We start from the raw sequence: 19,837 nt of genomic DNA, 5'->3' as shown, positions 1-19,837 counted from the left end.
ATGATATGAGTAACGACCGCAGTAACGACAAACACAAGGCGCGGATGCAGGAGCACAAAGCTAAGGTTGATGAACGGGTGGCAAATGCGCAAGAGGAAAAGGGAATTCTGATTGTTATCACTGGCAACGGTAAAGGGAAATCCACCTCTGGATTCGGCACTGTCACCAGAGCCGTTGGTCATGGATTAAAAGCGGTTGTGGTGCAATACGTCAAAGGCACCTGGCCTTGTGGTGAGCGAGATTTACTGCAAGCCCACGGCGTACCTTTTCACGTTATGGGTACCGGCTTTACCTGGGAAACACAGGACAAAGCAACGGACATCGCGGCGGCTAAAAAAGCGTGGGAGCAATCTAAGATTTGGCTACAGGACCCGTCAATTAATCTGGTTTTGTTGGATGAGATCACGTACATGCTCACCTATAAGTATCTCGATGTCGATGAAGTGGTAGAAACGCTGCAAAACCGGCCGCAAGGACAGAACGTGGTTGTAACCGGGCGGGCATGTCATCGGGCGATCATTGATATTGCCGATACCGTAAGTGAGGTGAAATCAGTAAAACACGCCTTTGATGCAGGTATAAAAGCGCAGGTGGGTATTGACTGGTGAAAACGACATTAGTAAGAGGTTTGCTATTTGTCTGGCTATCACACATCGCTGGGATTGGATCTGCAGCCGAAGATAAACCGGTACGAATTGTCGCTTTGGCTCCTCATATTGTGGAATCTTTGTATGATATTGGCGCAGGTGACACCATTATCGCAACAACGGATCATTCCGACTACCCGGACGGGGCGAAGCAGATCCCCAGGGTTGGTAATTATGCCCGTTTGCAAATCGAGCGTATTGTTCAACTTGCACCGGATATAATCATTGCGTGGCGAACGGGGAACCCCCAGGAAGATCTCGCACGGTTAAAGAAATACGGCATGAACATTGTGTATTCTGACCCTACCACCCTTGACAGTGTGGCCGATGAATTGATCATGTTAGGAGAACTCACAGGCCGTACCCAACGTGCTGAAGCGATGGCACTGGCATACCGCCAGCGTTTGGCTGAACTTCGCGGTACGTACGCTACCGCCACGCCAGTGACGGGTTTTTACGAATTGTGGGCGCGGCCACTTCGAACGGTCGCCAACAACGCCTGGCTTCAAAAACAGCTCGATTTGTGCGGCGTATATAACCCGTTTGCTGAATTAAAAGACGATTACCCTATGGTAAGTTTGGAGCGTGTTCTAACCAGTCAGCCACAGGTGGTTATTCAGCCAACTCCCCATAGTGCAGCAAACACAGACGCTTTAAACTGGGCTCAATGGGAGCATATTCCCGCCGCGGCTAACGGGTTTATATTTCATCCTGATGCTGATAAAACCCATCGTATGACTATGCGAATGTTGGATGAAGTAACACGCCTGTGTGAGAAGATTGACGGTGCCAGAAAGCACTACGCTGACAAGTAAATCATTGACATTTAAGGGTAGCATGGCTATCTTGCACGCCACTGTCTCAGGTGCCTGACGGCTGATTAATTTAGTCTGGTCAGGGTAAACGGGAAGTGTGGTGAAAACGCCAGATTAATTGTCTGCGAATAATTCCACGGCTGCCCCCGCAACGGTAATACACATAACGTGTGAGCCCGACACCGGCCTGAAGTTAATCACTATGACAGGTAACGCGAATGAAGCGGAGGGCTTCATTGGAGTATGTAAATTCTACGATTTTGACTGCATCCCGTTATGTTGCAGTCTTGCATTCACATCCTCTTTCCCTCCTTCAATCGTTTTCTAATAAAGATTGAGGAACACACGTGAAACACATTTATCTTACATTGGCTGTATCGTCGGTAATAACTGGCGTGGCTAACGCACAAAGTGATATAGAAACCATTACGGTTACGGCTTCCAGGGCTACTGGTATGGCTGTACCAAGCCTGGCAACACAATTGATAATAGACAGAAGCGATATCGCCCTTGCTCAGGTGGAATCTGTACCGGAATTGCTCTCCCGTTATGCTGGTATTGACGTTGCCAGTAACGGTGGGCGAGGGCAGTCTGTGTCTGTTTTTACCCGTGGTGCCAGTTCAGATCAAACCCTGGTACTTATCAACGGGCTTAGGGTAAATTCAGCCAGCAGCGGAGGTGCCACCTGGACTACCTTGTCACCTGAATTTATTGAGCGAATTGAAATAGTTAAAGGGCCGCGGGCAGCAGTATGGGGCTCGGACGCCATCGGCGGGGTTATCAATATTATTACCCGGGAGCAGGCCCCAGGCAGTGTTTCATTGAACGCAAAGTACGGCACAAATAACACCCAGTCTTATTACCTTGGCACCAGTTTTTCACATGGTGAGGGCGCGACAACACTTGCTATCACCAAAGAGAAAAGTGATGGTTTTGATGTACTTAAAACCAGCGAGCCAGATGACGATGGCTACGATACATTTAGCGTGTTATTAAATGGTAAGCAAGACCTCAGTAAAGCACTTTCATTAAACTGGATGTTAAGAACGGTTGAGCAGGACACGGAGTTTGATTCAACCTATTTGAATGAGTCTGAAAACAAAAGCCGGGAATGGAACTTTGGTGGAGAGTATGACTGGAATATTGCTGGCGTGACAAACGTTACAAGCGTAAATATAGGGTCGACCCGAGACACCGGTGAAAGCTACGGCAATGGCCGTGAGAAAGCGAACAGCGATTTATTCGAAACCCGTCGTGATCAACTCTCGGTGGTAAACACTGCACAGTTTGAAAACGGACTAACCCTTGTATTGGGGTCAGACCAATACAATGAGAAAATGGTGTCCAATACAGCATTTAGTCAAGACCGACGTCGTGTGGAAGGCTATTTTGGCCACGGTCTTTTCACTTCAGGAAAGGTTACTGCAGAACTTGCTCTGCGCTATGATGACGTGGAAAACATCGACAGTGAAACCACCTACAATGCCAGCCTGGGCTATCAGATCACTGAAAGTATTCAACTTTCCTTAGCGAAAGGAACGGGGTTTAAAGCCCCCACATTCAACGATCTTTACTACCCTTATGGCGGTAACCCTGATCTTATTTCAGAAACGTCGGATACCGAGGAGATCAACCTCCAGTACAACAAGAACGCTCTGACCGTTGGGCTTAGCTTTTACAACACCGACATTGACAATCTTATTGAGTGGGCGCCGGACGCCGATAACATCTGGCAACCGCGCAATATCGCTGCTGCTGATATCCAAGGCGTTGACGTGCAAGCAAGCTATGTGGGATGGGGTGGAACTCATACCCTTAACTACGGCTATCTCGATGCCAAGAATGCTGTTACTGACACCCGGTTAGTTCGGCGGGCAAAAAATCAGTTTAGTTATCAGTTTACTGCCTCGTTCCAGAATACTGACGTGTTACTCAATTACGAATACAAGGGTGACAGGGAAGATCAGGGCACTGTGCTCGATAGCTATCAGATAGTTGATGTAAGCGTAGAACATCACCTTTCTGACACGTTTTCAGCCAAGCTCAAATTGCATAACCTGTTCAATGAATCTTACGAAACGGTGTCGAATTACCAGAGTTTAGATCGCGCTGTGTATGTAGGTATTCACTATCAGATTTAAGTCCTAAAAATAAGGGCTTTGTACAGGGGCAATTCTATGCAGTTTAGATGGAAGTCATTGCTGTTTCGGGCGCTTTCATCTGTTGGCATATTGGTTGGGACTTGGAATTGGTTACCTTTTTACTTTGCTTGGCGCTGTTAACCGACCGTCTATTGGGTGAGCCTAAACGCTGGCATCCTCTGGAGGGTTTTGGCTGGTTAGCCCAACAAATAGAAACGAAGTTGAACCACGCAGGGTACACGCCTGTTCAACGACGGCTAAGGGGCACACTTGCCTGGTGCGCCCTGGTGTTGCCTTTACCGATTTTACTTACATGTCTCAATAACAGTAGTATATCGCTATTACTGCATGTAATACTTGTCTACCTCTGTTTGGGTTATCGTAGTTTGTATGAGCATGGAATGCAGGTTTATTGGCCTTCAATTAACGGTAATCTGTCAGAGGCAAGAAAGTATACAGGGTATCTGGTGAGCCGTGATACACAGTCACTGGACGAGCCCGCGATGGTAAGGGCAACAGTTGAGTCGATGCTGGAAAATGGCCACGACGCTGTTATTGCTACTTTATTTTGGTATTGCGTAGGTGGTGCGCCTCTTGCCGTTGCTCATCGGCTGGTCAATACGCTCGATGCCATGTGGGGCTATAAAAATTCGAACTATCAGTATTTTGGATTTTTTAGCGCAAAAATGGACGATTTCATGGGGTGGCCATCGGCGAAGCTGACGGCTTGTCTCTATGGGTTGCAAGGTAATGTCTGGCGAAGCTTGAGCAATGCTTATCGTCAGGGGCGACATTACAAGAGCGTCAATGGCGGCTATGTAATGGCCAGCGGTGCTACTGCGATAAAGATACAATTAGGTGGTATTTCCACTTATTTTAATGAAACTCACAAAAGTCCAGCATTAGGCCTCGGTGAACCACCTAAAGTACAGGACATCCCCCGGAGTCTTTCGTTAGTAAGAAACAGTTGTTTGTTGTGGCTATTTTTTTGTGCGGCAATAGAAGGAGCTTATTATGCTGCATCACGGTGGTGATCTCGCTACAGTTGTCAAGCTATACCATATCCCTAAAGGGTTGTGGCTCGATTTGTCTACAGGAGTTGCGCCCGTGGGTTATACCGTGCCTGTTTTGCCTGCGGAGGTTTGGCGTAGATTACCCATTAGCAATGCGTCTTTATACAAAGCTGCGCAATCATACTATCGAGCAGCAGCTTTGCGACCGGTGGCTGGCAGCCAGCAAGCCATACAGGCTTTACCTCAATACAGGCGGCAGTTGAAAAAAGAGCACGGTATTGTATGGGTTCCACAGCAGGGATACAAAGAGCATGAGAAAGCATGGCTTACCGCTGGTTTTACTATAAAACACTATCTTGAATTACCTGATATGTCCGAGCTGTCACCTCAGGATATAGTTGTGGTAATAAACCCCAATAATCCCTCTGGTGAGGTGCAACCACTCGACATAATAAAAAGACTCCATGAGCGACTCATTGAGTTGGACGGCTGGCTGGTAGTGGATGAAGCCTTTGGCGATGCCGAGCCTTGTTTTGACTCTGCCGTGCCATTAGCCAGCGACAAGCACTGTTTTGTCTTGCGCTCAATGGGTAAGTTTTTTGGTCTGGCGGGGTTACGGATAGGGTTCGTCATTGCCCATGAGGAGCATTTAGCAATACTGGATAACTATATCGGGCCATGGCCGGTAAATGGCCCAGGGTTGTTTATCGCAGAAGAAGCACTGAAGGATACACGCTGGCAGCAAAAGCAGCACACAGCTTTAAAGCAGTCGTCCGATTATTTACATCAACTGTTAAAGCAATATCTTCGGGTAGACACTGCGGGAACCTACCTGTTTAGAACGGCGTACTTAAAAGATGCCAAAGCACTGCATCACCATCTTTGTTCTTATGGTATTTACACACGACTAACCGATGAGAAAGATGCTATTCGGTTTGGACTACCAAGTACTAACGACATGGCGCGCTTTAAGTCAGTCTTGCAAGCATACAAAAATGCAAGTGTTGGTTCTTTGCGCTAGTTATTACAGCCAGCCTTTTTGGCGCGCAATTCGCGCGGCTTCTATACGGTTAGTGGCGTTTAGTTTACTCGATGCACTGGAAAGATAATTTCTTACTGTACCGGGCGATAAGTGCATGTCTTTTGCTATTTGTTCTGTCTGTTTACCATCTGCAGCCAGTTTGAGCGCTTTGCGTTCTTTATCGTTAAGAGGGTCAGCTTCTTCCCATGCATCAACGATGAGTTCCGGCGCGATAATTTTCCTGCCTTGCATCACTCGGCGAATGGCATTTGCCAGATCATCACTGGGGCCGTCTTTGAGTAAATACCCTTTTACGCCACAGTCCATCGCGCGGCGAAGATAACCTGCACGGGCAAACGTCGTCAAAATAATCACCCGGCATGTGTTGTCATTTTTATGAATATGCTGGGCCAGTTCCAAACCCGTCATCACGGGCATCTCAATATCTGTTAGCACGATGTCAGGGGAGAGTGTAGAAACCATCTCCAGCGCTTCTTTGCCGTTACTGGCTTTTGCTACTACCTGCATGTCGGGCTCTAAATCCAATAGTGCCGCCAGTGCGCCGAGCAACATACCCTGATCTTCAGCAATAAGTATTCTTATGGGGGTGTTCATAGCGGTACCGTTACTGTTAATGTTAAGCCGTTTCCTGGCAATATGGTCATACGGCCTCCCAGTTGTTCCGCGCGTTCGCGCATGCCGTGCAGGCCATTCCCCTCGGTAAGGGTTTCGCAGTCGCCGTTATCAGATATTGTTAGTGTTACTTCCGACGCCGATTGCTGCCAGTGAATGTCGCACCGGGTAGCTGTGGAGTGCTTTACTAAGTTTGTGACTGCTTCTCTGACAATAAAGGCCATGGTAGCGTCTATGGTTTGTGGTAAAGCGGGGGCCGGCATTGTATAAGAAAAGACGACATCTACTGACTGCAACAGGGTTTTTGCATTGGCCAGTTCACTAGCGAGATCTTTTTGGCGGTAGCCGGTAACGGCCTCGCGTACTTCAGAAAGTGCCTGGCGACTAATCTGTTCCAGCTCTGCAATTTCATCCCGTGCCCTTTGTGTATCGTGATCAAACAGTTTCTGTGCAAGCTGCGCTTTCATAGTGAGCATGGAAAATGTATGTCCGATAAGATCGTGTAGATCCCGGGCAATACGCTCTCTTTCCGCTGTTGTCGCCAGTCGTTTAACTTCCTCTTGTGAAAGCTTAAGGGCTTTATTTTTAATTGCGATTTCGTGTTGGAAAATGTTCACACCACCAATCATGATAGAAAACAATACCGCCGGAATGTAGAAATAGGATGGAAGACCCTGCCACCAGGTCAATAGCAATACATAGGCTACGACGGCAGCGATGGTGGCGACCGCTTTTTTCGGCGCGCCCAGTTGGGAGGCGAATGCCGCTGCGTAAACAAAGAAAACAGCAGAGCCGGGGTTAATCATCGACATAGCTGAGCCAATAACGCATATTGCCACAATGTAATATAAGGTTTGTGTGCCTGATACCCAGAATGCCCTGAAATAGCAGATAAGAAATGCAATGGTGCCAGCGAGACCTGCTATCCAATGCCATAGTGGTGGCGAAGAAAAAATAAAATAGACAAAAAAGGAAGCCAGGTAGACAAGCCATACATAGGGTAGGATCCCCTGCTCGCTGCCTTGCGGCAGCAAGCGGTGGTGAAGGGCAGTTAGCCAGTGACGTAAACTAGTCTTCATCATTATTCAAACGCAATGTTGTCAAGCTCAAGAGTAAAAGGCGTGGTTGATGCCCCGGCCATCCAGCCAATACCCGCTATATTTGTCCAGTCAACGCCAGAGAAATCTGCCAGCTCAATGGATACCCGCTCGCACTTGGCTGAGACCGCGAAGGTGCGCTCTTGAGGACGAGGGTTTCCTGGCATCATCACCATAAGCCGGAAGGTGCCTTCAGTGCCTCTGGCATCAAACACTATACGCTTGAATTGACTAAGATTATAGCCGTTGTCCATTGATTCGTTGAACATTAGCAGTGCTCCTGCCCAGGGAAATGGGAACTGATTTCCAACTTCACCTTTTACGGATAACGCACCGTTGCCGTTGCAGCCATTCTCAATGTGGTGAAGCGTTGCTGAAGAATTGCCACCCATAATATTGTCTGATGAAGTCACGAATCGCTTACCTGTTACTGGCGTAAGATCGGTATCGAAGTTACTGATCTCGCCGGTATCTGGTGTTGAACTAATATTTTTGGTTCTCTCGAAATAGGCTGGCACCTTTGCACCATTTTTCACAATGTGACGAATAGTTTGTGTGTGCGTGATGTCTTTTCGAGGGTCTTTATTCAGTACGATGAAATCAGCTTTTGCGCCCGGTTTAAGGTGCCCACGTTCGCCGATGTTAAAGCGGGAAAAAGGCCCGTAAGTCGCCGCTTGAAGGGCTTCGGCAGGTGATAGACCGCTTTCTACCAATAGCGCCAACTCATCATGCAGGCTTATCCCATGGGCAGTACCCTGGTTCGGTGCATCTGTACCCGCGAGAATGGTGATGCCAGCTTCATGCATGCGGCGGGTGTTATTTAGCGCCGTGAGAAAGTAGTCATCGGGTAATCCACTGACGTTAATATCATTATCAATCGCACTCTCTATCGCGCCGGGCAGCCGTCCACTGAAAGGTGAGTTTTCAATCATCGCACGCCCTCGGCCTTCACCGGCCACCGAAGCTAAGATTGACAAGGTTGGTACCATGAACACATCCTGCACTTTCATTGCGGCAATAAGGGCATCGCTTGCCTGGCCGTTGGCAAAGGTGTGAACAAGCCCGTCAGCGCCTGCTTTTACTGCATCTTCCGCAGAAGTTGAATCCATTACATGAACCACGGCAAGTACCTGTTGCTGATGTGCAGCCTGAATAACAGCATTTAGCGTAGCGTAATCAATAGAAGTGTACCGTGAAAAACTTCCAGGCTGCCCGGCTGTGGCGTCATAGACAATTTTGATGTAGTCGGCACCTTCTGACAGGCGGTTCGCCACGAATGTTTCTGCTTCGTCAGGACTCGAAATAGTAGGAATAGTGAAGCCGTATTCAGTGCCATGACCGCCAGGGCTGGTTACCAGAATTCCTGACGAGAACAGATCGCCTTCAGAAACAGAAATGTTTAGGGCGCGCTGTGGTTTTTTCGATAGAAAGAAAGATAAGTCTGTAAACATATCCAGCGACGTGGTAACCCCAAAAGAGAGGGCTTGATCCAACGCATTGCCCCAGGAATGAGTGTGAGCATCAATAAGCCCGGGGATCACAAAACCGCCTTGTCCGTCTATTTCCTGCATAGCTTCAGAGGTTATTTGCCCTGCATCCGGAGAAACGATTCGTCCTGCGTCTACTAGCAATGACGCATTCTCATGCCACTGCATACCATCGAACAAGGTTATGTTTGTCAGCCGGTAGCGCCCGTTTTCGGGCAATACAAATGAGGTGTTTCTCTGTGTAGTTTGTTGCTGTGAAGTGTCATCTGGCGTGGGCAGCAAGACGACAAACAACGCAATTGCAGCTAAACAAGACAATACAGTGATAAATGTGCGCATTTCATACTCCTTAATTAGCTGCGATTGTCCATACGTTTAAACTGACTGGCAGACAATGCCAGAAAGACTAACGTATAACCAACAAGCACAGCAGCGTGAAGATACCAAGCCGTGCCGACACTGTTACCCTGAATACCTAATGCAAGTTGTGCGAGGTGGTAAGCTGGGAAAACATTCGCAAGCGTTTCCATTGACGAAGAAAATAAGTGGATGGGCACCCAAAGTCCAGACAGAAATGCCATAGGCAAGTAAATAAGATTAACAATGGCAGGTGCGGCTTTACTCGATACACTCAAGCCAATAAATAGTCCTATTGCACAAAAGGGCAGGGTACCAAAGAGTACCGCAAAAAGTGTGGCGCCCCATTGGACACGAGTCATAGTGACATCACCAAATAGTGCGCCAACGGCAAACAGGCTCATAATAATCATAAGAGCAAATATCATGGCAACGAAAATACGTGCGGCAAAATAGCTACTTAGTGGCATGGGGCTAACCAGTTTCAGACTCAATATACCTTTGTCTTTGTCAGTCGCCACATCCACACCAAATGAAAACAGCGCGGGCCCAATGGCACCAAAAACCGCATAGGTAGCCATTAAATATTTGGCAGCATTGCCAGCCTGATCGCCTGCAGAATTAAACAACAGGCCAAAAAATACGTAAAACATAATTGGGAAAAGCAAGCTTGGGATCACGAACGCAGGAGTACGAAACGTTTTCAATAGCTCGGTTTGTGCTTCCACGACAAAAATAGACCAACGTTGTTGTAGAGACAGTGGTGTAAGGTGTAGTGCGCTCATGCTGTTAAGTCCTTGTTGATTTGTTGAGTATTGAGGTTGGCGTGGGTAAGTTGTAAAAACGCATCTTCCAGGGATACACCAGAAAGGGATAAATCCTGCATCTCAATGCCGCCGGCAAGGAGCGCGTTGAGATGTTCTTCTGGTGTTGCAGAGAATATTTCCGTGTAATCCCCTCGATGTTGAGGCGTGCATCCTGGTACCAGAGCAGCGATGGCGTCCAAAGCGTTCTGGGTGCGGAAACGAATACGCTTCCCTCCAAGTTTGGCTTTGATTTCTGCTGGCACGCCCTCAGCTACTTTCTTACCGTGTGACATCACAACGATGCGATCTGACAATGCATCGGCTTCTTCCAGGTAATGGGTGGTGAGTAATACCGACGTGCCATTATTAGCCAGCGAGCGAATGCACTTCCAAAATTCACGACGGGCGGAGGCATCCAGGCCGACGGTGGGTTCGTCGAGGATCACCAGCTTGGGGTTGCCAATAATCGCCATGGCAAACAACAACCGCTGCTTTTGCCCGCCAGAAAGGGTTTGGATCTTTCTTTTTTCCAGTTGAGTCAGCATAGCGGTCTCAATAGCTTCTTCTACGGAAATACTATTGGGATAATAACTGGCAAATAACCGCAACTGCTCTTTTACCGTTACATTGTCTGGTAACGCGGCAGATTGCAGCATGACACCCAACTGCTGTTTCGCTCCCCAGTGCCCCGGCGTCAGACCAAAAATAGTTATCTCGCCGGAAGTCGGTATTTGCTGGCCTAGTAACATACTGATGGTGGTGGTTTTACCTGCGCCGTTTTCACCCAATAAAGCAACCACTTCATTCGGCTGAATTGTAAGGCTTAGTTCATCTACGGCTAATACATCGCCAAAGCGTTTAGCAACGGCATTTACTTTTACGAGCGGTGATTGTTGTATTTGCATAGCTTTCTCCCTGATTTAGGGCTAAGTATGCGGGTAAAGGTTTGTCGGCATAATTGCCAAGTGTCATGACTTTGATATGACATTTGTCACAAGTTCACATGGCGTTTGCTTTTTAGTCAGAACAACACCGGTAAACAATGTAATACGATGTCTAAGGTGAAATGAGCGAGTATGGCCAGCAACAACCCGTAACGCCAATAGCACCAGCCGTAAAGTAATGAGACAGCAAGGTTCCCTGTAAGCGTGGCAAAAATCGTAGCAGAATCATTTGCCCCTTGCGCTACCAGTGAAGGCACATGGGCCAGTCCAAAACCGATGCCTGTAATGATAACGATTAGAAGCACGTTACGCCCGTTTACAGAAGCCTGGCCAAACACCTTTGAACAAAGCCAAAGTAGCAGCGTCATCACTCCGAAACGAAATATCACTTCTTCCGTAAAGGCTGCGCTTAACGACGCGAGAAAGCCGCCTAAGATACCGCGATAACCATAGGTGGGCAGGTCAGGTGATAGCGCGTCAACCAGTAACCATCGCATGGCGAGCAAAAATAGCCCCAACAGCACAGATGACACTAAAGTAAAGTGCAGCCCGGAATACCGGTGTGCTTCCGTGTATTGAGAGGGATTGATAAGTGACAGTCCAAGACTGCTACCCAACCCGAGCCCGACTAGAATACAAGGTATGATCACAATAGACACGAAAATCAGGCTGGAAAGCACTACGTCGGAAAAGGGGAAATGTTGGTTGATGCTTTGAAAAAACAAGTAGCCCAACTGTGAAGCGGTTGACGCCAGGTACAAGAATGCAAACGCTTTCCATTTGGGGAGTTGGGACCATGTTGTCAATTGAAAGAACGCCATTTTACGTTTTTGATCCCTCGGTTTTCTTTTCAGCGTGTTTTCTTCTTATGCGTTCTTTCAGGCGTATTTTGCATTCGATGTGCACGACCTTTTCTATTTGCGCATACACCTTTTTATTAACATCAACAATGTCTATTTTGCAGTTGTAAAGATAATGACCGTTTTGTTCAAGGGCATCATTCATGACTCGTTTTTCTTCATCGCTAAGTTCTAAAATTGCATACAGCCTGGATTTACCTGGTCGGATGTACTTGATAGTAGAAGACTTGTCGATAGGGACATAGCGTTTCCAGTCGATGTTAAGAAAGGTTAATGCCATGCCCATGGGGTCGGTGCCCGCAAACAAGCTGCCGCCAAACGTGTTTCCGAATACGTTAATCGTGCGATAACTGTAGGGCAAGGTAACAATGCCCTTGGTCATGCAAGGTGACAGATAGATGACTCTGCCCCCAGAAAAATAATGATTGGGAATGATATTGAACAAACGGCGAATGGTTCTGGTTTTGAGTGTTTCGTCACCTTTCTTGTTTTGCTGAACAAACCGTCTCGCTTCAAACAACGATAACCAACTTAACATTTCCTTTCCTGTGATCTCTAAAAGCTTTTCTCGCTAACGGTTAGCTTGTCTGGGTGACTATTTTGCTAAAACTAACGCTATATTGTGACCGCCAAAGGCAAAAGATTGGGTTAGTCCACAGTCAGCGTTGATGTCTTGGGTTTGACTACAGAAGTTTAAATCAGCAATAGGGTCATCCAGATTAAGCATGCCATGGCTTCTACCCTGTTGTAATGACAACAGACTAATCGCAGTTTCTATTGCTCCACTTGCCCCTATAGCGTGCCCGGTCAGTGATTTGGTGGCCGTGACTAGCGGGCCCTGTTTAAAGTACTTTTCTATTAATGCTGCTTCGGTTTCGTCGTTCGCTAAAGTACCTGTGCCGTGGGTGTTAATATAGTCAATATCCTGTGCTTGCAGGCCAGCATCAACCAGCGCATTATTTACTGCTACCGCCGCCATTTCACCACTTGGGTCAGGGCGCATCATGTTATATGCATCAAAGCTTTCGCCGTAGCCTTTAATCTCACCGATAATATTGGCACCTCTTGCTACAGCAGAGTCGTGATCTTCTAACACTAAAGTGGCGGCGCCTCCTTCACTGAATAAAAAGCCGTTTCGATTGGCATCAAAAGGTCGACTTGCCTGATGTGGCGTATCGTTAGATGTAGTTAACGTACCGGCGGCATCAAACCCTTTAAATGAAGCGCCATAATCATCATTCAAATATTCACTACCACCACAAAGTGCGATATCTACGGTACCATTTGCAACGGCTTTATAGGCAGCTCCAATAGCTGCAGTGCCGGCAGCACAAGCTAATGCTGTTGTGGTGTTAGGCCCTTTGATGCCATACTTTATAGCCACAAAAGCGGATATCGCATTTGGCATCAGCATAGGCACGATAAACGCGTTTAATCTTTTGGGATATTGCCAGGAGTCAAAATCGAGGTCGGCCTGTTGCTCATCACTTAGTGCCTCCTTTAACGCAGGCAGATTTTTGTGGAGCAACATATTTGAGTGGTTTTTAAAGGTGGAGTTTACGCCACCCACTGCGGTGCCCATATAAACACCCATGCGAACCGGGTCGATATCCAGGATCTGGTAGTCATGAGAGTCTTCGTACTTTTTTGTTTTCAAGCCCGCTTGTTCTAACGCCTCCGCAACTGTTAACCATTGGTTCAGCGTTACAGGGTCGGTGCGCATAAGTTCAACTTTAGGAACGCCTCGCGCTGTATAGTCGATATTAGGTAAAGGCGACCAAATTTTAGAGCGAAACTTATTATATTTCCCCCACCGCTCTGGCGTTGCGCTAACATGCGACTTTCCTTTGAGCGCGTTCTCCCAGATTTCAGGCAAGGTTTCGCCTAAACCGCATATCGCGCCCATGCCAGTAACTACCACGCGTCTTGTTTTCATCGTTTTACCTAATGCCCGTGGGTAATTCTAGTTACTGGTAAATTTAGTTTTTACCAGCTCAACCACATCGGCAACGGTTTTCAGGCCATCCAGCTCACTGTCGTCAACACTGCCATCAAACTTTTCTTCTATTTCCATAAGCAGGCTTGCGAAATCCACAGAGTCCATACCTAAGTCTTCTGTTAAATGGCTGCTCTCTTTAATATCTAAAGAGTCGTTACCGGTTACTTCGCGTATTGCTGTAATAATACGTTTGGTAATATCTTCGCTCATTCTTTTTATTCCTTTGGGGAGGTTTGTTCGTGCCATTTTATGGTTCAACGATTATCATACAACAGTATTACTGGTCTGGAATCAAGACTGATTGATAAATATTTATCGGTTTCTAAAAGGAGGCAACGTGGCAAGACTTTCTGCAGAAGATAAACAATTAATGGCGTCGACCAGGCCTTTTGCCGAAGAGGACCCAGTAAAAAGTACCTATTATACGTTGTCATCTCATGGGTTGTTTTTGCTGTGTAGTATCAGTAGTGTTTTTGTTCCCTATCTAGCGCTGAAAATTGTATTGTCAATTACTGCAGGTTTGCTGCTTTTACGTTGCTTTGTGATATACCACGACTACTTACACGGGAGTATTTTGCGAAAAGCGAAATGGGCTTCACCGTTCTTTCGGGTGTTTAGCGTTGCCTATTTAACTCCCAAGGCGGTGTGGCGTGAAACTCACAATTACCACCATGCCCACTGTTCCAAAATTCTGACTTCACATATTGGTTCTTATAAAGTTGTGACCGTTGAAAGTTGGAAAAAAATGGGGGCGGGGAAACGAGCCTATTACCGTTTTTTAAGGCACCCCCTGAATATGCTACTGGGCACAGTAACGGTATTTTTACTGGGTATGATGATTGCGCCTATGTTTCGCAATTTTAGAAAAAATATAGATGCGCTGTTTGTACTCGTGGCCTATATCGTTTTGAGTGCTGCCTTGTTATACGTTTCTGTCAGTACATTTCTGCTAGCATTATTTATTCCTCAGTGTATTGCAGGCATGCTCGGTGCGTATTTGTTTTATGCCCAGCATAATTTTCCGAGTGCGGATATAAAGGCAGCAGAAGATTGGAATTACGTTCACGCTGCACTGCACTCTTCCAGTTTTATGAAAATGAGCCCAATTATGCACTGGTTTAGTGCCAATATTGGTTATCACCACATTCACCACTTAAATTCACGAATTCCTTTTTATCGGTTACCAGAGGCGATGGAGGCAATCCCTGAGCTTGCCCCTCAACATGTGACGTCATTGAGTTTTAGCGATATCCGACGCTGTTTGAGTCTGAAAGTGTGGGATAGCAAACAAAAGCGTTTGGTGGCATATCCTCAGCGACCATAGCATCACTAACATCTAGCGATGCATATTTATCAAAGCACATTATAAAGGGCTGATGAAAAATGACGAGCAGTTAGCCAGTTATTCACTCAAGCTGCCCCCTCAACTCCGCTACACGATAGCGACTCACCGGAATAGTTTCGCCATTAGTGAGGAGAACAGCGGTATAGTTGCCCTCTCCTTTGAGTGCAAAGTAATAGCGAATATCCCGTCGACCACCGTCTCGGTATGGGCCAAGCCGAATGTAATAAAATACGGAATCATCAGGTTGAATTAAGCGGTGTGGTGAAATCCAAATGCTCGCCTATCGATTGGCCAGAATGGCCATCGAGCAACCCTAATAATCAGTCAGTTGCATAGTTTACTGTTGCTGTTTACTCTGGACATTCTTATTGGCATATCTTGGTAAACAAGGAATTGTGATGAAACGATTATTTTTAACCGCGCTGTTAACCAGTACATTCAGTATGGCAGGTGCGGCAATAGCTGAAGAGCAAGCGCCTGTTGCTATCGCAATTCACGGTGGTGCAGGCACTATTTTGAAAGCTAACTTAACGCCTGAGCAAGATAAGGCGTATCGCGATAAGTTAAATGAAGCCGTTACAGCGGGCTATGCAGTATTGAAAAACGGCGGTTCGAGTACCGATGCGATTGTTGCCGCCATCGAGATAATGGAAGCGTCACCTTTGTTTAATGCAGGGGTAGGCGCGGTTTATACCTGGGAGGCAGAGCACGAGTTAGACGCCTCTATCATGGAGGGTGATACCTTAAACGCTGGAGCTGTGGCAGGTGTGAAAACTGTTGCAAGCCCTATTGCCGCTGCCCGTGCTGTTATGGATCATTCAGTACATGTGATGCTAAGCGGTGAGGGGGCGCAATCTTTTGCAGTAGAGCAGGGGCTGACAATGGTCGAAAATAGTCATTTTGACACCGAGCGCAGAATGCGTGCACTTGAAAAGGTAAAAGCCCGTTTACTCGAGAACGACCATGCGTCGTTAATTGTTGACCCAGCTACGGTGGATTACAAATTCGGTACAGTGGGTGCGGTCGCGCTAGATGCAAACGGCAATATCGCGGCGGGCACCTCAACGGGTGGTATGACAGCGAAGCGCTGGGGACGTGTGGGTGACTCGCCAATCATTGGTGCAGGAACGTGGGCAGACAATAGCAGTTGTGCGGTATCAGCCACAGGGCATGGTGAGTTTTTTATTCGTAACCACGTGGCCGCAGATATTTGTGCAAGAGTGAAGTATCAAGGTGTGACCATAGCCGAAGCGGGTGAAACCGTGATGCAAGACGTACTCTTACCCATGGGAGGAACGGGCGGCGTGATTATTATCGACGCCGAGGGTAACATTGCTACGCCGTTCAATACCGAGGGCATGTATCGCGCTTCTGTTGATGTAAACGGCAAAGTAACGGTGGCGATTTACAAAGAAAACTAGCGAGCTGTTAGAGCACTGATCATTTAAAAACGTACGCTAGCGCGTGAGGCAAATATCACTCCTAGCTCGTAGGCTGGCTGCGTTTAGTGTCAGTCTTAAGCTAAATAGGCCAACTAAGCTCTACTTTCGCCCCTGAATCGGCCTGGTTCGAAAGCTTAACTTTTCCGCCGTGCTTGCTAATTACCGTCTCCACAAACGTTAGCCCAATACCTGCGCCATTTGCCTTGGTGGTGAACAATGGTGTGAGCTAAATCAAATCCGGCAGTCTCTTGTGTATGTTGTTTTTGACGCTCAGACAGTCAATCATTCTGGATTTCGCCTGCATGCGGCCATTTCGTGTCGAGGGAATATTCGCAGACGCAGATCAACCAAACAAACTAGGGAGGCTTTGTCGCTATATCGCAAGATCAGGGGTGAGTGAAAAACGCTTAAGCCTGACAACCACAGGTAATGTCAGATATGAACTCAAGACACCTTATACTAATGGTACCACTCCCGTCTTCTTTTCCCCACTTGATTTCATCGGCAAACTGCGTCACAACGCGGTAAGAATAGTCCTCGCTTAGCAGAGTATATGAAAGATTTAGATAAACCCTACCACGCACGAAGTATGTTGTGGGCGCAGAGGCTAAAGCATGTATTCAATATCGACATAACCATGTGTGAGGCTTGTGCAAAAACCAACGTCAAAATTATTGCTTGTATTACTGCCGGTGACCGCTCAGCCCTGCGACATCTCAAAATATTAATGTATTTAGACAAACTAGACTCACTGATTACCGCTAACACTTGTCTAGCCCCGCCGGTTTTCGAGCCCTTACAAACCTCTGTGATTGACGACTACACCATCCAACAAGATTTTGACTTTGGTGCATAAGTGTTAAATCAAAAGAGAGCTTGAATATGCAATATGTTGAGGCAAAAGCCTCTATAAATCTGATTTCAAATGTTAGTACTAAAGGGCAGGTAACCTGCTTATCTTAACGACTACCCATTTCGAGCTATTTTCAGAACACCCATTTACCTTATTGTTAACTTTTGTTAGCCTCCCTGCGATTTCCAATAGATTGGAAATGTTGTTTAAATAAGGACTTAAAAAAATGCAAAAAACAATAATAGCTGCCTGCCTGTCTACATTACTTGCCTCTCCTGCGTTCGCAAATACTGAGAACGAATCTCAACAATCCAACGGTAAATTTAGCGCTGGGGTAGGTTCATACGCGCTTGTCATTGAAGGTGATGGCTACTCAGAAGATCAATTTGCAGGTTTTAGTGTATTTGGCGACTACGCGTTTAATGACCATTTTTCATTGCGTGGCCAATACTATTCAGTGGAACATAATGATTTCTCAGAGCTCGAAGCTTCCGGACTAGAAGCTAATGTATACTTTGGTACCGGACTCGCTAGCAATGGCTTTAAAGCTTTCATCGGTGGCGGCTTCTACTCAGAAGAAATGGAAGCAGATGGCTTTGATGGAAACTTCTCCGGTGCTCAGATTAGCGGCGGTGTTGGTTACAACTGGCAGAAAGTGTCACTCGATTTTACGCTGGCAATCCGTACTGCTGGTGATTACGCCGATATGCTTGATGAAGATGAAGACGATGTGGTCGCCGCATCAGGCTCATTAAATATTGCCTACCGCTTTTAATTTCAGTCAAAATTGATAAGCATAAAAATCCCGCAAATTGCGGGATTTTTTGCGCTTATAAGGCTATCCAACTGTACGGGAAGGATTACCTAAGCCGTATCACGAAAACCACAACCGACATAAAGCAAGTCTATCGATTACTCAACAGTAACCGGTTTAGCCAGGTTCCTCGGTTGGTCTACGTCTGTGCCTTTTATCAGTGCCACGTAGTACGAAAGCAACTTCAGCGGGATGGTGTAGATAATTGGTGCGATCGGGCCATCCCAGTGTGGAACATTGATGACCCGCATGGTTTCGTCCCTGGCGAATTGCTTAGCGGGCGTTACCAGGCTTCTAAGCAACCGATAAGTTGTTGCTCCAATTCATCAGGCAACGAGGGTGCGATTATTTCGATACGATTCTCTTCGCAATCATCCAACTCCATTTCATTGAAATTGGTGTCGTCCAGGTTGTAACCGAAAACACCCTCGTCGGTGATCATTACGGCTTTTAGTCGAACCGCTTTCAGCGTAACCAGCCAATTGAGTAACGCTTTGCGCGAGAACACATGGCGCGCGTCTAATCGCCAGCCAATGGCGTGATAGCCTTCTCCGCGATTTTCTTTTTTTATTATTCCATTTTTCGGTAGACGTGCGGCCGTCGCCTCACTACCATTTTGCTCATGCTCATGCTCATGCTCATGCTCATGCTCATGCTCATGCTCATGCTCATGCTCATGCTCATGCTCATGCTCAGCCTTATTGGCAATATCAGATACTGAACTATAAGCAATAGGCGAGATGCCATCTAACAAAGATAAATCAATCTCACCAAAATCGGTGAACGTGACGGAGGGAGTATTGTAGTTATTTTCACCTTCACGGCGGCTGTACTGCAGCAGGGCCTCTTTGTCGGCAGGGCTGTAAAGTGCACTTTTGTTTCCCACTATACAATCGGCAATATGTATTTGCTGATTAAAGGTATCGTGACTCGTATACCGACTATCAGCCAGTTTTCTTGCATCCACTAAAGTCAGAGTTTTGTTTAGGGTGAGTACATCCTGATAGTGCGGTGCTGACAGAATATCCAGCACTTCCCTCGGGTGACCGAGCCCCGTGGGTTCAATAATCAGACGATGGGGATTTGAGCGGGCAAGTAACTGGTTGAGTGCTATTTGCATGGGCAGGTTAGCGGTACAGCACATACAACCACCGGGCACTTCCCGAATATAAACCCCATGTTTTTCGTCGTGCAGACCAGCGACTAGTGCTCCGTCGATACCAATTTCGCCGAATTCATTGATTAAAATGCCCCACCGCTCGTGGGCAGGTTTTTGTTTTAATAAATGCAAGATTGCTGACGTTTTTCCAACACCTAAAAACCCAGTGATGATGTTGGTTGGAACTGAAGAAATGTGCAGTTGTTGCTGTTTTTTCATTGTTTACTAGGGGGAATCAGAATAATTGAATTAATTGTTATAATGTAACATTTTTAAGGTATTCATAGCTATATCTATGTCTATCTATCCATCTATCTATTCTGACACTTAAAACATAGACTAAAGTCTAAATTGGTGAGAGGAGACACTCTCTCGCATCTATGCAAACGCTCTGCTGGATGAAA

The 19,837-nt window shown here is 46.7% G+C and carries 21 protein-coding genes and 1 riboswitch; of the genes, 10 read left to right on the top strand and 11 right to left on the bottom strand.

The window, feature by feature from the left end; translation table 11 throughout:
• Positions 1–5 precede the first annotated feature (5 nt).
• From cobO to ACXACM_RS19155, 5 genes are all read left to right on the top strand, one after another.
• Positions 6–608: a cob(I)yrinic acid a,c-diamide adenosyltransferase gene (cobO, locus tag ACXACM_RS19175; RefSeq protein WP_474823785.1), complete on the top strand. Its 603-nt coding sequence runs from the start codon at positions 6–8 to the stop codon at positions 606–608.
• Positions 605–1,462 (top strand): cobalamin-binding protein, encoded by an 858-nt coding sequence (locus ACXACM_RS19170; RefSeq protein WP_474823784.1) that lies wholly within the window; start codon positions 605–607, stop codon positions 1,460–1,462. The genes cobO and ACXACM_RS19170 overlap by 4 nt, the downstream gene beginning before the upstream one ends.
• Before the next feature lie 31 nt (positions 1,463–1,493).
• Positions 1,494–1,667: riboswitch (cobalamin riboswitch) on the top strand.
• A gap of 142 nt (positions 1,668–1,809) precedes the next feature.
• Entirely contained in the window at positions 1,810–3,603 is a 1,794-nt protein-coding gene (locus ACXACM_RS19165) for a TonB-dependent receptor domain-containing protein (protein ID WP_474823782.1), read from the top strand.
• A gap of 47 nt (positions 3,604–3,650) precedes the next feature.
• Entirely contained in the window at positions 3,651–4,637 is a 987-nt protein-coding gene (gene cbiB, locus ACXACM_RS19160) for an adenosylcobinamide-phosphate synthase CbiB (protein WP_474823780.1), read from the top strand.
• Entirely contained in the window at positions 4,618–5,637 is a 1,020-nt protein-coding gene (locus tag ACXACM_RS19155) for a threonine-phosphate decarboxylase (RefSeq protein WP_474823778.1), read from the top strand. The genes cbiB and ACXACM_RS19155 overlap by 20 nt, the downstream gene beginning before the upstream one ends.
• Positions 5,638–5,640: 3 nt before the next feature.
• On the opposite strand, the gene ACXACM_RS19150 is transcribed toward ACXACM_RS19155, so the two are convergent.
• The 9 genes from ACXACM_RS19150 to ACXACM_RS19110 all read right to left on the bottom strand — a co-directional run bounded on the left by ACXACM_RS19150 (position 5,641) and on the right by ACXACM_RS19110 (position 14,030).
• Positions 5,641–6,252, bottom strand: coding sequence for a response regulator transcription factor (locus ACXACM_RS19150; RefSeq protein ID WP_474823776.1), 612 nt, complete (start codon positions 6,250–6,252; stop codon positions 5,641–5,643).
• Complete coding sequence (locus ACXACM_RS19145) at positions 6,249–7,352, bottom strand: sensor histidine kinase (RefSeq protein ID WP_474823774.1); 1,104 nt, start codon at positions 7,350–7,352, stop codon at positions 6,249–6,251. The genes ACXACM_RS19150 and ACXACM_RS19145 overlap by 4 nt, the downstream gene beginning before the upstream one ends.
• Complete coding sequence (locus tag ACXACM_RS19140) at positions 7,352–9,193, bottom strand: amidohydrolase family protein (RefSeq protein ID WP_474823772.1); 1,842 nt, start codon at positions 9,191–9,193, stop codon at positions 7,352–7,354. The genes ACXACM_RS19145 and ACXACM_RS19140 overlap by 1 nt, the downstream gene beginning before the upstream one ends.
• Before the next feature lie 14 nt (positions 9,194–9,207).
• Positions 9,208–9,996, bottom strand: coding sequence for an ABC transporter permease (locus ACXACM_RS19135; RefSeq protein WP_474823771.1), 789 nt, complete (start codon positions 9,994–9,996; stop codon positions 9,208–9,210).
• A complete protein-coding gene (locus tag ACXACM_RS19130; protein ID WP_474823769.1) occupies positions 9,993–10,922 on the bottom strand; it encodes an ABC transporter ATP-binding protein in 930 nt (309 codons plus the stop codon). Before ACXACM_RS19130 ends, ACXACM_RS19135 begins: the two co-directional genes overlap by 4 nt.
• 116 nt (positions 10,923–11,038) lie before the next feature.
• Positions 11,039–11,767 carry a CPBP family intramembrane glutamic endopeptidase gene (locus ACXACM_RS19125; protein ID WP_474823767.1) on the bottom strand — a complete coding sequence of 243 codons (729 nt, stop codon included), beginning with the start codon at positions 11,765–11,767 and terminating at the stop codon, positions 11,039–11,041.
• A gap of 16 nt (positions 11,768–11,783) precedes the next feature.
• Entirely contained in the window at positions 11,784–12,359 is a 576-nt protein-coding gene (locus tag ACXACM_RS19120) for a DUF4442 domain-containing protein (protein ID WP_474823765.1), read from the bottom strand.
• A gap of 57 nt (positions 12,360–12,416) precedes the next feature.
• Positions 12,417–13,757, bottom strand: coding sequence for a beta-ketoacyl-[acyl-carrier-protein] synthase family protein (locus ACXACM_RS19115; RefSeq protein WP_474823763.1), 1,341 nt, complete (start codon positions 13,755–13,757; stop codon positions 12,417–12,419).
• 27 nt (positions 13,758–13,784) lie between these two features.
• Positions 13,785–14,030 (bottom strand): acyl carrier protein, encoded by a 246-nt coding sequence (locus tag ACXACM_RS19110; RefSeq protein WP_474823762.1) that lies wholly within the window; start codon positions 14,028–14,030, stop codon positions 13,785–13,787.
• Positions 14,031–14,157: 127 nt separating this feature from the next.
• On the opposite strand from ACXACM_RS19110, the gene ACXACM_RS19105 reads away from it, so the two are divergent.
• The 5 genes from ACXACM_RS19105 (at position 14,158) to ACXACM_RS19085 (ending at position 18,235) form a co-directional block, all read left to right on the top strand.
• Positions 14,158–15,144 (top strand): fatty acid desaturase family protein, encoded by a 987-nt coding sequence (locus ACXACM_RS19105; RefSeq protein WP_474823760.1) that lies wholly within the window; start codon positions 14,158–14,160, stop codon positions 15,142–15,144.
• Positions 15,145–15,563: 419 nt separating this feature from the next.
• Positions 15,564–16,586 carry an isoaspartyl peptidase/L-asparaginase family protein gene (locus ACXACM_RS19100; RefSeq protein WP_474823758.1) on the top strand — a complete coding sequence of 341 codons (1,023 nt, stop codon included), beginning with the start codon at positions 15,564–15,566 and terminating at the stop codon, positions 16,584–16,586.
• Between the two features lie 275 nt (positions 16,587–16,861).
• On the top strand, positions 16,862–17,152 hold the full coding sequence (locus ACXACM_RS19095) for a transposase (RefSeq protein WP_474823756.1): 291 nt from the start codon (positions 16,862–16,864) through the stop codon (positions 17,150–17,152).
• Positions 17,153–17,160: 8 nt separating this feature from the next.
• Positions 17,161–17,463, top strand: a complete 303-nt coding sequence (locus ACXACM_RS19090) for a hypothetical protein (protein WP_474823755.1) — start codon at positions 17,161–17,163, stop codon at positions 17,461–17,463.
• A gap of 223 nt (positions 17,464–17,686) precedes the next feature.
• The gene (locus tag ACXACM_RS19085; protein WP_474823753.1) at positions 17,687–18,235 is read left to right on the top strand and encodes an outer membrane beta-barrel protein; all 549 of its coding nucleotides are present in this window, start codon (positions 17,687–17,689) and stop codon (positions 18,233–18,235) included.
• A gap of 137 nt (positions 18,236–18,372) precedes the next feature.
• Here the strand turns inward: ACXACM_RS19085 and ACXACM_RS19080 are convergent, their stop codons facing one another.
• Entirely contained in the window at positions 18,373–18,525 is a 153-nt protein-coding gene (locus ACXACM_RS19080) for a hypothetical protein (RefSeq protein ID WP_474824434.1), read from the bottom strand.
• A 32-nt stretch (positions 18,526–18,557) separates the two neighbouring features.
• Entirely contained in the window at positions 18,558–19,652 is a 1,095-nt protein-coding gene (locus ACXACM_RS19075) for a CobW family GTP-binding protein (RefSeq protein WP_474823751.1), read from the bottom strand.
• Between the last annotated feature and the right edge of the window lie 185 nt (positions 19,653–19,837).

The sequence above is a fragment of the Alteromonas sp. AWQ4_252 genome (assembly GCF_056158205.1).
Note: the sequence above shows the minus strand (reverse complement) of the source record. Positions and strands in the feature narration are given on the sequence as shown.

What these genes read in the sequence shown, in the direction of transcription:
- cobO (WP_474823785.1), top strand. Translation starts at nt 6, where the DNA reads ATGAGTAACGACCGCAGTAACGACAAACACAAGGCGCGGATGCAGGAG.
- cbiB (WP_474823780.1), top strand. Translation starts at nt 3,651, where the DNA reads ATGGAAGTCATTGCTGTTTCGGGCGCTTTCATCTGTTGGCATATTGGT.
- ACXACM_RS19155 (WP_474823778.1), top strand. Translation starts at nt 4,618, where the DNA reads ATGCTGCATCACGGTGGTGATCTCGCTACAGTTGTCAAGCTATACCAT.
- ACXACM_RS19150 (WP_474823776.1), bottom strand. Translation starts at nt 6,252, where the DNA reads ATGAACACCCCCATAAGAATACTTATTGCTGAAGATCAGGGTATGTTG.
- ACXACM_RS19145 (WP_474823774.1), bottom strand. Translation starts at nt 7,352, where the DNA reads ATGATGAAGACTAGTTTACGTCACTGGCTAACTGCCCTTCACCACCGC.
- ACXACM_RS19140 (WP_474823772.1), bottom strand. Translation starts at nt 9,193, where the DNA reads ATGCGCACATTTATCACTGTATTGTCTTGTTTAGCTGCAATTGCGTTG.
- ACXACM_RS19135 (WP_474823771.1), bottom strand. Translation starts at nt 9,996, where the DNA reads ATGAGCGCACTACACCTTACACCACTGTCTCTACAACAACGTTGGTCT.
- ACXACM_RS19130 (WP_474823769.1), bottom strand. Translation starts at nt 10,922, where the DNA reads ATGCAAATACAACAATCACCGCTCGTAAAAGTAAATGCCGTTGCTAAA.
- ACXACM_RS19120 (WP_474823765.1), bottom strand. Translation starts at nt 12,359, where the DNA reads ATGTTAAGTTGGTTATCGTTGTTTGAAGCGAGACGGTTTGTTCAGCAA.
- ACXACM_RS19115 (WP_474823763.1), bottom strand. Translation starts at nt 13,757, where the DNA reads ATGAAAACAAGACGCGTGGTAGTTACTGGCATGGGCGCGATATGCGGT.
- ACXACM_RS19110 (WP_474823762.1), bottom strand. Translation starts at nt 14,030, where the DNA reads ATGAGCGAAGATATTACCAAACGTATTATTACAGCAATACGCGAAGTA.
- ACXACM_RS19100 (WP_474823758.1), top strand. Translation starts at nt 15,564, where the DNA reads ATGAAACGATTATTTTTAACCGCGCTGTTAACCAGTACATTCAGTATG.
- ACXACM_RS19095 (WP_474823756.1), top strand. Translation starts at nt 16,862, where the DNA reads ATGTTGTTTTTGACGCTCAGACAGTCAATCATTCTGGATTTCGCCTGC.
- ACXACM_RS19090 (WP_474823755.1), top strand. Translation starts at nt 17,161, where the DNA reads ATGAAAGATTTAGATAAACCCTACCACGCACGAAGTATGTTGTGGGCG.
- ACXACM_RS19085 (WP_474823753.1), top strand. Translation starts at nt 17,687, where the DNA reads ATGCAAAAAACAATAATAGCTGCCTGCCTGTCTACATTACTTGCCTCT.
- ACXACM_RS19080 (WP_474824434.1), bottom strand. Translation starts at nt 18,525, where the DNA reads ATGCGGGTCATCAATGTTCCACACTGGGATGGCCCGATCGCACCAATT.
- ACXACM_RS19075 (WP_474823751.1), bottom strand. Translation starts at nt 19,652, where the DNA reads ATGAAAAAACAGCAACAACTGCACATTTCTTCAGTTCCAACCAACATC.